The sequence below is a fragment of the Hoyosella subflava DQS3-9A1 genome, assembly GCF_000214175.1.
Taxonomy (GTDB): Bacteria; Actinomycetota; Actinomycetes; order Mycobacteriales; family Mycobacteriaceae; genus Hoyosella; species Hoyosella subflava.
This window is the reverse complement of the sequence record NC_015564.1, coordinates 453423-464534: the sequence shown is the minus strand read 5'-3', so window position 1 is coordinate 464534 and position 11112 is coordinate 453423. Positions and strand designations below refer to the sequence as shown.

Annotated in this window: 10 protein-coding genes; all 10 read right to left on the bottom strand. The window is 61.1% G+C overall.

Features of this window, described 5'->3' with window-relative positions:
* Window positions 1-374: 374 nt before the first annotated feature.
* Window positions 375-1568 carry an elongation factor Tu gene (tuf, locus tag AS9A_RS02210; protein WP_013805260.1) on the bottom strand — a complete coding sequence of 398 codons (1194 nt, stop codon included), beginning with the start codon at window positions 1566-1568 and terminating at the stop codon, window positions 375-377.
* Between the two features lie 159 nt (window positions 1569-1727).
* Entirely contained in the window at window positions 1728-3845 is a 2118-nt protein-coding gene (gene fusA / locus AS9A_RS02205) for an elongation factor G (protein WP_013805259.1), read from the bottom strand.
* Between the two features lie 188 nt (window positions 3846-4033).
* A complete protein-coding gene (gene rpsG / locus AS9A_RS02200; RefSeq protein ID WP_013805257.1) occupies window positions 4034-4504 on the bottom strand; it encodes a 30S ribosomal protein S7 in 471 nt (156 codons plus the stop codon).
* On the bottom strand, window positions 4504-4878 hold the full coding sequence (gene rpsL, locus AS9A_RS02195) for a 30S ribosomal protein S12 (RefSeq protein WP_013805256.1): 375 nt from the start codon (window positions 4876-4878) through the stop codon (window positions 4504-4506). Before rpsL ends, rpsG begins: the two co-directional genes overlap by 1 nt.
* A 352-nt stretch (window positions 4879-5230) precedes the next feature.
* On the bottom strand, window positions 5231-5791 hold the full coding sequence (locus AS9A_RS02190; protein ID WP_013805254.1) for a DUF3558 domain-containing protein: 561 nt from the start codon (window positions 5789-5791) through the stop codon (window positions 5231-5233).
* Window positions 5781-6332, bottom strand: coding sequence for a DUF3558 domain-containing protein (locus AS9A_RS02185; protein ID WP_013805253.1), 552 nt, complete (start codon window positions 6330-6332; stop codon window positions 5781-5783). The genes AS9A_RS02190 and AS9A_RS02185 overlap by 11 nt, the downstream gene beginning before the upstream one ends.
* Before the next feature lie 125 nt (window positions 6333-6457).
* Window positions 6458-7087: a TetR/AcrR family transcriptional regulator gene (locus tag AS9A_RS02180; RefSeq protein ID WP_013805252.1), complete on the bottom strand. Its 630-nt coding sequence runs from the start codon at window positions 7085-7087 to the stop codon at window positions 6458-6460.
* Between the two features lie 2 nt (window positions 7088-7089).
* The gene (locus AS9A_RS02175) at window positions 7090-7896 is read right to left on the bottom strand and encodes an enoyl-CoA hydratase family protein (RefSeq protein WP_013805251.1); all 807 of its coding nucleotides are present in this window, start codon (window positions 7894-7896) and stop codon (window positions 7090-7092) included.
* Window positions 7897-7908: 12 nt separating this feature from the next.
* The gene (locus tag AS9A_RS02170; protein WP_013805250.1) at window positions 7909-9066 is read right to left on the bottom strand and encodes an acyl-CoA dehydrogenase family protein; all 1158 of its coding nucleotides are present in this window, start codon (window positions 9064-9066) and stop codon (window positions 7909-7911) included.
* Window positions 9063-11111 carry an acetyl/propionyl/methylcrotonyl-CoA carboxylase subunit alpha gene (locus AS9A_RS02165; RefSeq protein WP_013805249.1) on the bottom strand — a complete coding sequence of 683 codons (2049 nt, stop codon included), beginning with the start codon at window positions 11109-11111 and terminating at the stop codon, window positions 9063-9065. Before AS9A_RS02165 ends, AS9A_RS02170 begins: the two co-directional genes overlap by 4 nt.
* Between the last annotated feature and the right edge of the window lies 1 nt (window position 11112).

The window sequence follows — 11112 nt, the reverse complement described above, 5'->3', positions numbered from 1 at the left end:
CCTGTTGGCGAAATCCGCTAGTTGATGCTCTAAGAATCTGCCAATCGTCAAGAAGGCTAAAAGAGCGCATCAATTGTTGACCTGCGCTCTGCCGGTTACATCGCGGTAACCGGGCCCGTCGTTACCTCAGATCAACGTACCTCCAATATCCCGTTGCTCATCTCACATGATATTGCTTTTAGCCCCGCTAGGAGTTACCACCGAAGGACCGATAGACGACCTTACTCGGTGGTAACGCATCAAGTGAGCCTACCGCCTGCACCGCCCTGATAAGGGTTAAGGGCGCACTGCTGACTCATCCCGGTCAACACAAAGCAACGGCACCCACCCCAGCGGGGGTGAGTGCCGTTACGAAGATTCGGTCGAGCGTCAGATCACTTGATGATCTTGGTCACTCGGCCTGCACCAACGGTGCGGCCACCCTCGCGGATGGCGAAACGCAGACCCTCGTCCATGGCAACAGGCTGGATGAGCTTGACGACCATCTCAGTGTTGTCACCCGGCATGACCATTTCGGTGCCCTCAGGAAGGGTAACGACGCCGGTCACGTCCGTGGTACGGAAGTAGAACTGCGGACGGTAGTTGTTGAAGAACGGCGTGTGGCGGCCGCCTTCATCCTTGGCAAGGATGTATGCCTGACCCTCGAAGTCCGTGTGCGGAGTGGTCGAGCCCGGCTTGACAACAACCTGGCCACGCTCAACGTCTTCGCGCTTGATGCCACGGAGAAGCAGACCGACGTTGTCGCCAGCCTCGCCGTAGTCAAGAAGCTTGCGGAACATTTCGATGCCCGTGACGGTGGTCTTCGTGGACTTCTCGCGGATGCCGACGATCTCGACTTCCTCGTTCACGTTGACCTTGCCGCGCTCGATACGGCCGGTGACGACGGTACCGCGACCGGTGATCGTGAAAACGTCCTCGATCGGCATGAGGAACGGCTTCTCGGTCTCACGGACAGGATCCGGGATCGAGTCGTCGACAGCCTGCATGAGCTCGACGATCTTCTCGGCCCACTTCGCGTCGCCCTCAAGCGCCTTGAGTGCAGAAACCTGAACGACAGGTGCGTTGTCGCCATCGAACTCCTGTGAAGACAGGAGCTCGCGGACCTCCATCTCGACGAGTTCGAGGATTTCCTCGTCGTCGACCATGTCAGCCTTGTTAAGCGCAACGAGGATGTACGGAACGCCAACCTGGCGAGCGAGGAGAACGTGCTCGCGAGTCTGCGGCATAGGTCCATCGGTAGCAGCAACCACGAGGATTGCACCATCCATCTGCGCGGCGCCGGTAATCATGTTCTTGATGTAGTCGGCGTGGCCGGGTGCGTCGACGTGAGCGTAGTGACGCTTATCCGTCTGGTACTCGACGTGCGAGATGTTGATGGTGATACCGCGCTGCTTCTCTTCAGGAGCCTTGTCGATCTCATCGAACGCAAAGCTCTTGTTGAGGTCGGGGAAGGTATCGTGCAGAACCTTCGTGATAGCAGCGGTGAGCGTGGTCTTGCCGTGGTCAACGTGACCGATGGTGCCGATGTTGACGTGCGGCTTGGTCCGCTCGAACTTCGCCTTCGCCACTTTGTGTCCTCCTGGACTAATTAGTGCTTGCAGTTTGCAGCAGTGCGGTTGTTCTAACGTGGTGGTCTTGCCGTTACCCCAGATGGTGAGGGGTTCCCAGAGAAGCGGCTCCTAGGAAGGCTACCCGGAGATACTACCTATGGGCGGCGGTTGGTGAACTTACTCGCCGGTGGCCTTCGCGATGATCTCCTTCGCCACGTTCGCGGGAACTTCAGCGTAGGAGTTGAACACCATTGAGTAGTTCGCCCGGCCCTGAGTCTTCGACCGGAGGTCGCCGACGTAGCCGAACATCTCCGACAGCGGAACGAGTGCCTTCACGACACGGGCACCGCTGCGCTCCTCCATGGCCTGAATCTGACCACGGCGGGAGTTCAGGTCACCGATGACATCTCCCATGTAGTCCTCAGGAGTGATGACCTCGACCGCCATGAGCGGCTCGAGAATCACCGGATGTGCCTTGCGGGCAGCTTCCTTGAGGGCCTGGGAACCGGCGATCTTGAAGGCCATTTCCGACGAGTCGACCTCGTGGTACGCACCGTCGAGGAGCGTGACCCTAACGTCGGTCAGCGGGTAGCCAGCCAGCACGCCGTACTGCATGGCGTCCTGTGCGCCAGCGTCCACCGAAGGAATGTACTCCCTCGGCACACGCCCACCGGTGACAGCGCTCTTGAACTCGTAGTGCTCGCCATCCTCGCCCTTGAAAGGCTCGAGCTTGATGATGACGCGAGCGAACTGTCCGGAGCCACCGGTTTGCTTTTTGTGGGTGAATTCGTGCTTGTCCACGGTCCCGCGAATCGTCTCACGGTAAGCAACCTGCGGCTTACCGACGTTCGCCTCGACCTTGAACTCACGCTTCATGCGGTCGACGAGAATATCGAGGTGGAGTTCACCCATACCGCCGATCACGGTCTGACCGGTCTCGTCGTCGAGGTGGACCTTGAAGGTCGGGTCTTCCTCGGCGAGCTTCTGGATAGCCGTGGAGAGCTTTTCCTGGTCCGACTTCGTCTTCGGCTCGATCGCTACCTCGATGACCGGGTCCGGGAAGGTCATCGACTCGAGGATGATGGGGTTCGACGCGTCACACAGCGTGTCGCCCGTGGTGGTGTCCTTGAGACCGATGAACGCGTAAATGTGGCCCGCGGATGCAAACGGAACAGGGTTTTCCTTGTTCGAGTGCATCTGGAAGAGCTTGCCAACACGCTCTTTTTTGCCCTTGGTCGAGTTCGTGATCTGCGAACCCGTGTCGACCTTGCCCGAGTAAACGCGGACGTAGGTGAGCTTTCCGAAGAACGGGTGCGTAGCAACCTTGAACGCGAGCGCAGAGAAGGGCTCGTCCGAGTTGGGCGTGCGGGTCAGAACCGCAGACTCGTCCCCGGGAACATGACCCTCGATCGACGGCACGTCGAGCGGCGACGGAAGGTAAGCAATGACCGCATCCAGCATGGGCTGAACGCCCTTGTTCTTGAAAGCGGAGCCACAGATCACGGGATACATTTCACCGGAGATGGTGAGCTTGCGGATAGCGCCCTTGATCTCGTCCTTCGACAGCTCCTCGCCACCGAAGAACTTCTCAAGCAGTTCCTCATCGGATTCCGCGACAGTCTCGATCAGTTCCTGGCGGTACTGCTCCGCCCGCTCAGCAAGATCCTCCGGGATGTCGATGACCTCGAAAACCTGCCCGCGGCCAGGGTTGCCCTGCTCATCTTTCTCGTGCCAGATGATCGCATTGTTCTCAATCAGGTCCACAACGCCGATGAAATCGTTCTCGGAACCGATGGGGAGCTGGAGAACCAGCGGCTTCGCGCCAAGACGGTCCTTGATCGTCTGCACGGTGAAGTAGAAGTCGGCCCCGAGCTTGTCCATCTTGTTGACGAAGCAGATACGGGGGACGTTGTACTTATCCGCCTGCCGCCAGACCTGCTCGGACTGCGGCTCAACGCCTTCCTTGCCGTCGAAGACAGCAACCGCACCATCGAGGACACGGAGCGAACGCTCCACCTCGACCGTGAAGTCGACGTGACCAGGGGTGTCGATGATGTTGATCTGGTTGTCTTTCCAGAAGCACGTAGTGGCTGCGGAGGTAATGGTGATACCCCGCTCCTGCTCCTGCTCCATCCAGTCCATGGTGGCCGCGCCATCGTGAACTTCACCGATCTTGTAGTTGATCCCGGTGTAGAACAGGATCCGCTCGGTGGTTGTTGTCTTGCCGGCGTCGATGTGCGCCATGATGCCGATGTTGCGGACCCGGTTCAGGTCGGTCAGCACGTCAAGTGCCACTGGAATCTTCCCCGCTCGTTCTTGTCGTTGTGTGCGGTTGCCTTGTTATCGCTGTTATCGCTGTCATCACGATCTTCTCGCCAGGCTCAGTCGGGTGACAGGCGTTGCACGGTATTCACCGTAACTGTATCGAGCCGGGCACTTCCCGATGCAGCTGGCCGGCAGAAACGGACAGCTGCGAAGGGTCGTCACCAGCGGTAGTGCGCGAACGCCCGGTTAGCCTCAGCCATCTTGTGCGTGTCTTCACGCCGCTTCACCGATGCACCAAGACCGTTGCTCGCATCGAGCAGCTCATTGGCGAGCCGCTCGACCATTGTCTTCTCACGTCGTGCACGTGAGAATGTCACGAGCCAGCGCATGGCCAGGGTGGTAGCCCGGGCGGGACGAACGTCAACCGGCACCTGGTAGGTCGCGCCACCAACGCGGCGGCTGCGGACCTCAAGGGCGGGACGCACATTGTCGAGAGCGCGCTTCAGAGTGACAACCGGGTCGGTACCGGTTTTTTCGCGAGCCTGCTCGAGAGCGCTGTAAACGATGCGCTCCGCAGTCGACTTCTTACCATCGAGCAGAACCTTGTTCACCAACTGCGTAACGAGCGGCGACCCGTACACAGGATCAGCGATGAGCGGACGCTTGGGTGCTGGGCCCTTGCGAGGCATTAGCTCTTCTCCTTCTTCGCGCCATAACGGCTGCGTGCCTGCTTGCGGTTCTTGACACCCTGCGTGTCAAGCGAACCGCGGATGATCTTGTAGCGAACACCCGGAAGGTCCTTCACACGACCGCCACGCACGAGCACCATGGAGTGCTCCTGAAGGTTGTGCCCCTCGCCGGGGATGTATGCCGTAACTTCAATCTGGCTGGTCAGGCGTACACGGGCCACCTTCCGCAGCGCAGAGTTCGGCTTCTTGGGGGTGGTGGTGTACACGCGTGTGCACACACCGCGACGCTGGGGGCTCCCCTTCAGGGCCGCGGTCTTGGTCTTGGCGACCTTGTCCTGGCGCCCTTTACGGACCAGCTGCTGAATGGTGGGCATAGACCGGCTTTCCTCTGGTGCTTCTTCACTCTCTTGTTCAAGAGCGGAACGTATTCAAAGTTTTCTGGGTTAACCGGGCTCAACAGTACAAGCCCAGGCCCGTCATCCCGAGGTCGGGAGTGTCGCACCCCTGACCAGCGAAAATACTTGCGAAGCGCTCGCTACAGCACCCGCACCAACACCGGCGGACAGTTCTCTGCCGCCGGAGTCACTGAATTCAGGCTTGCGATTCGACCCGAATGCATCGGGCACGACCGGCAACAATACCTCTATATCACCGTCCAGGTCAAAGTCAGTGCATCCCCACCCATCGGTGGGCTCTGCCTGAAGCCTGCAGCCGTACTCCGTCGCGTCAGAAGTTCATCCTGACACTCATCTCCGCCAGTTCCAAAGCGGCGTCACAGCTGTTCACTCCCGCACGCGATCCTTGCGGATGCACCCACCAAGTCAGGGACCCGCCGTCGCCAGATCGTGTCGCGACCCCGCACGCCATCGGATCGTCGGGAATGCGGACCTCAAACCCGCCCTGCCCCGCAACCGAGACGTTATTTACCTCGTAACCGAGCTGCTCAGTGGCCCTGCGCTCGCGCCACAAGGATCCGTCTTCGAACCACGCCAGCGTCACCCCCACCGTGCCTAGGGGCCCATAGACGTCGTACCGGCAGATGGCTCCGAAGAACGTATTACTCACCCCATCGGCATCGAACACCTCTGCAATGTCTTCAGCCGGCAGGAACTCGCACTCATCGAGCAGGTTCAGGAACTCTTGACTGTCCACCTGGCCCACGGAGCCGTCAGCGCGCGCGGTGCCCTCGATTTCCCTGGTGCAGCCGACGAGGCCGGCTCCGAGGAGGGCGGCGGCCGCGCCGCACGCCAGGGCACGCCGCCATTTGAAACCGCATCTATTCGGCACGTGTCACCGTCATTTCTGCCAGCGCCTCAACCCGCTCACACATATCGCGCGGCGGCGAAAGCTGATCGAACACGACGGACCAGACAAAGAAATCCGATTCCGACTCGATCGATACCTCACAGATGCCCACACCGCGCCCTGCGAAACCATGCAGTTCGCCATTGGGGCCTTGCATAGATACGTCAAATACGTCCCGGCCCGAGAGCTCCACCAGCGCCCGTTCTCGCCCGATCGGACTACCCCGGTACCAGGAGAATGAGGCGCGCGCGCCGAAAAAGTTCGGGTCCTCCCAGCGACAGCCGACTGAGTTTCGCTCAATGAGCCGAACGTTACTGATTCCTGTGGTTTGCATCAGTTCATCAGCTGACACCCCGCCGCATTCCCCGAAGAACAATCCCGCAGCATCCACCTGGCCAGGCTCGTTCTGCTCGTTCTGATGCGGCTCGGACTCAGTTTCTGGGCCATCTGAGCAGGCTGTTAACAGCACGCACAGCGCAGCCGCGAGTCCGGCGCCAACGCGTCTCAGCCCACGAGTCTCCACGTACCGGATGCTACCTGGAGTGCCCTCGCCCCGCGGCGCGCTAATTCTCACAACCAGGCGTACACCCTCAAAGGAAGTTTCTTTTGAGGATGTACGCCTTCCTTTGAGAACTGTCATTTCGTGAGTTACTGCGGCGCCCCCGCGGCCGAGGGTGCCCGTACCCGCGTGAGCGCAGTACTGAGGTGCTGCGCCCACGTGGCAACGATTTGCGATCGCCGACGGGAGTCGTCTGTCAGCACATCCGCGAGGCCCAAGCCACGCGCCATGTCGAGAGTGGCCTGCACCAGACGGTGCGTATCAGGATCCGAGTCGTCGGCGCCGAGCAGTTCGATCGCGATCGTGTGAACGGTCCGTCCAAAGCGCAGTTCCAGCGGAACCACCCGTTCCTTCAGTGCAGGGTCTGCCGCGGCCGCCGTCCACACTTGCAGAGCAGCCTTGAAGAGAACACCCGTGAAGTAGTCGACCAACCGGATGACCACTGCTTCAACTCTCTCGGCGCCCTCCGGCAGATCTGCGGCGGCGGCCCGGACTTCCGCCATTCGCTGGTCGAAAATGAACTCGAGCGCGGAGGTGATCAGATCTTCCCTGGTCGGGAAATGGTGCTGAATGGCACCGCGCGATACGCCAGCCCGCTGCGCCACTACCCCCACTGTCGTACCCGCCCAGCCGTGCTGGGCGAGGCACTCAATGGTGGTTTCGAGCAGGCGCTGATGAGTCGCGCGACTGCGCTCCTGCTGGGGTTCGCGGATGGTCACCGTTAGCGGCCCACCGTCTCGTACTTCTCAGCCCACCGGGGCGGACGGCGCTGCAGGAATGCGATCATCCCTTCGCGTGCCTCCTCGGAGGCGAATAGCCGTGCCGAAAGGGCCGCAAGTTCGTCACCTCGCTGGTCAATCCCAGCAAGAACCTCCGCCGTCGTGAGACCTTTCGACTCTCGCAAACCCTGCGGTGACGCTTTGACCAGCTCCGCCGACCAATGGGTTGCCGTCGCAGCTGGATCCGCACTGGCCTGCGTGACCAGGCCGATCTGCTGAGCGGTCTCCGAATCGAATTTCTCCCCGGTCAGGAAGTACCGAGAAGCGGCGCGGGAATCGATTTTGGGGAGCAGCGTCAGTGAGATGATCGACGCCGCCAGTCCGAGGCGCGCCTCCGTCAGCGCGAACGTACTGTCGGGGCCTGCCGCGACAAGGTCGCAGGCGCCGACGAGACCCATACCGCCTGCCCGCACATGACCGTTGATCTGACCGATCACGGGTTTCGGGTGCGCCACGATCGCACGCAGCAGATCACGCATCTGGCTGGTCCTGAGCTTGGCGACCTCGAGCGGATCCAACTGCTCGCCGCCGGACTCTGCAGCTTCCTGCAAATCAGCACCCGCGCAGAACGTGCCACCCGTGTGGGTGAGGACGACCGCGCGCACGTCATCGTCCTGCGCGGCCGACTGCAAGCTTTCCGACACACCCTGAACCAGTCGCGTTGAGAGCGCGTTGCGGTTTTTCGGCGAGTCGAGTGTGATCGTCGCGATCCCGCCGTCAACGGCATATTGCACGAGTTGTTCGCTCATACCCTCTCCCGATCAGTACGACTTCGGCAGACCGAGGTTGGCCTGCGCGATGAAGTTCAGGATCATTTCGCGGCTGACTGGCGCGATCTTCGTCAGGCGAGACGCCGCGATCAGGGGCACAAGGCCGTATTCCATCGCGAGACCGTTTCCACCGTGAGTCTGTACCGCCTGGTCGACCGTCTTGGTTCCCACTTCACCGGCGGCGTATTTTGCCATGTTCGCCGCCGACGCCGCACCCCAGTCGTCACCTGAGTCGTACAGCACCGCTGCTTTCTGCATCATCAGTTTCGCGAGTTCGATCTCGATGTGGCATTGCGCGAGCGGATGGGCGATCGCCTGGTGCGCACCAATTGGGGTCTTGAAAACCTGACGTTCCTTCGCATAGTTCGTCGCCTTGTTCAGCGCATACCGGGCCATCCCGATCGCCATAGCCGACGCCATGATGCGCTCTGGATTGAGCCCAGCGAACAGCTGCATCAGACCTGCGTCCTCGGAACCCACCAGCGCGTCGGCCGGAAGGCGGACGTCATCGAAAAACAGGGTGAACTGCTTCTCGGGACTCATGATGCCCATCTCGATGGGTTGGTACTCAAAGTTCTCGGCATCAGTCGGCACGATGAAGAGCGCGGGCTTCAGTTTGCCGGTCTTGGCATCCTCGGTGCGGGAAACCACAAGCACAGCCTGCGACTGGTCGATCCCTGAAATGTAGGTTTTCCGGCCCGTCAGCAGCCACTCATCACCATCCGGCCGAGCGGTAGTGATGATCTTGTGCGAGTTCGAGCCAGCATCGGGTTCGGTGATCCCGAATGCCATCGTGATCGAGCCATCCGCAATTCCAGGAAGCCACTTCTGCTTTTGCTCTTCAGTGCCATACCGAGCAATGATCGTGCCGCAGATCGCGGGTGACACAACCATCATCAACAGGCCCGTTCCCGCTGCGGCAAGCTCCTCGAGCACGAGTGACAGCTCGTACATTCCTGCACCGCCGCCGCCGTACTCTTCAGGAAGGTTGACCCCGAGGAAGCCGAGCTTTCCTGCTTCGTCCCACAGTTCGGTAGTCTTCTCACCCTTCTGCGACTTTTCGAGCATGTATTGCCAGCCGTACTTCTCGCCGAGGTCCGCTACCGCCTTGCGGAGTTCGCGCTGCTCTTCGGTTTCTACGAAGCTCATTTCTGTCCCTCTTCTCCGGAGGTTTCCTGGATAGATTCCGCGTTGTCTTCGTCGCCGACAACGGCAAGCACCGTGCCAACATCAACCTGCTGGCCTGCTTGAACAGGCAGTTCAGTCAAAATCCCGTCGGTCGGGGCGGAGATTGTGTGTTCCATTTTCATCGCCTCGAGCCACAGGATGGGCTGTCCCGCGGTCAGACGGTCCCCTACAGCGGCAGCGAGACGAATGACTGAGCCCGGCATTGGCGCGAGCAGCGAGCCCGCCGCGACCTCGGCGGAGGGGTCGACGAAACGCGGGGCGGCGGTGAACGTCGCGTGGCCGAGCGGCGAATCGATGCAGCGCATTGCGCCGTACCGGGCAACACTGAAACGCCTGCGAACACCGTTGATCTCGAAGATGACCTCGTGGGGCGCGGCGGCCACAAGCGTCAGTTCGTCGTGTCCTTCTACGGAGAGGCCGTTCCTGGTGAAGCGGTACTTCACCTCGTGGTCCCCCTGAGGTGTCGTGTAGACGCGCCGCTGGTGCTGCGCGGGCAGGTTGCGCCAGCCACTGGGAATCCGGCGCTGCACTGTCGCGTCCGCCCGGGTGTTTTCCGAGTCGGCGAGCGCTGCCGCCGCGGCTGCCCACCCCACAGCGTCTTCAGAGGTGATCGGCGCGGACAGAACGTCAAGACCATGGGTCGTGAAGAACGCAGTGTCGGTGTCACCCGCGAGGAAAGCCGGATGGCGGAGAATGTTCACGAGTAGGTCCCGGTTAGTGACCAGACCATGCAGCTGCATTCCGGCGAGCGCCGAGGCAAGGACTTGCGCGGCCTGCCTGCGGGTGGGCGCGAAGGAGATCACTTTCGCGAGCATCGGGTCATAGAAAACGCTCACAACTGACCCGTCGACGACGCCGGAATCGAGCCGTACGCCCAGTTCCGTGAGAACCTCGAACTCCCTGCGCAGGCCCGGCACGTCAAGGTGGTGCACCGTGCCGCTCTGTGGCTGCCAGTCCTGTGCCGGATCTTCCGCGTAGAGGCGGACCTCGATCGAGTGCCCGCGCATAGCGGGAGGTTCGGCGTCGAGAACCGCCCCGGCTGCGACGTCAAGTTGCAGCTGAACGAGATCCAGTCCAGTGGTGCACTCCGTGACAGGATGCTCGACCTGGAGCCTGGTGTTCATTTCGAGGAAGTAGAAATGGCCGGTCTCATCAGCCAGGAACTCGATAGTGCCAGCCCCGACGTAGTCGATGGCTTTCGCCGCGAGCTGTGCAGCCTCGAACAGGCGATCACGCATGCCTTCGCTCTTGAGCCGTTCCACCAGCGGCGAAGGAGCTTCTTCCACGACCTTCTGGTGCCGGCGCTGGATGGAGCATTCACGCTCACCGACGGCCCAGACAGTTCCGTGCTGGTCAGCCATGACCTGGACTTCGATGTGCCGTCCTGTTTCTAGGTAACGCTCACAGAACACAGTCGGGTCACCGAACGCGGAACCCGCCTCAGAGCGCGCCGCTTCGATTGCACCAGGAAGTTCGGGGAGTGACCGCACAACCCGCATACCGCGGCCGCCGCCACCGGCGGATGCCTTGATGAGGACAGGCAGTTCCCCTTCCGTGACGGTGTCCGGGTCAAGTTTGTTGAGGACGGGCACCCCTGCGGCGTCCATCATCTTCTTGGACTCGACCTTCGACCCCATCAGCTCTATGGCTTTCACCGGAGGACCGATCCAGGTCAGGCCGGCGTCGATGACGGCCCGGGCGAATTCGGCGTTCTCAGAAAGGAAGCCATACCCGGGGTGAATCGCATCCGCGCCGGATGCTTTCGCCGCCGCGATGAGCTTGTCCGACTGAAGGTATGTTTCGCCGGGAGTGTTTCCCGGCAGCCGCACGGCCGAGTCTGCTTCCTTCACGTGCGGCGCATCCGCGTCTGCGTCTGAGAACACGGCGACAGTGCCGATACCTGCACGACGGCACGTCGCGAAAACCCGGCGAGCGATCTCACCACGGTTCGCGACGAGCACGCGACTGATGTCTTTTACGTCGATCATTTCGTCAGTTCCATTCATC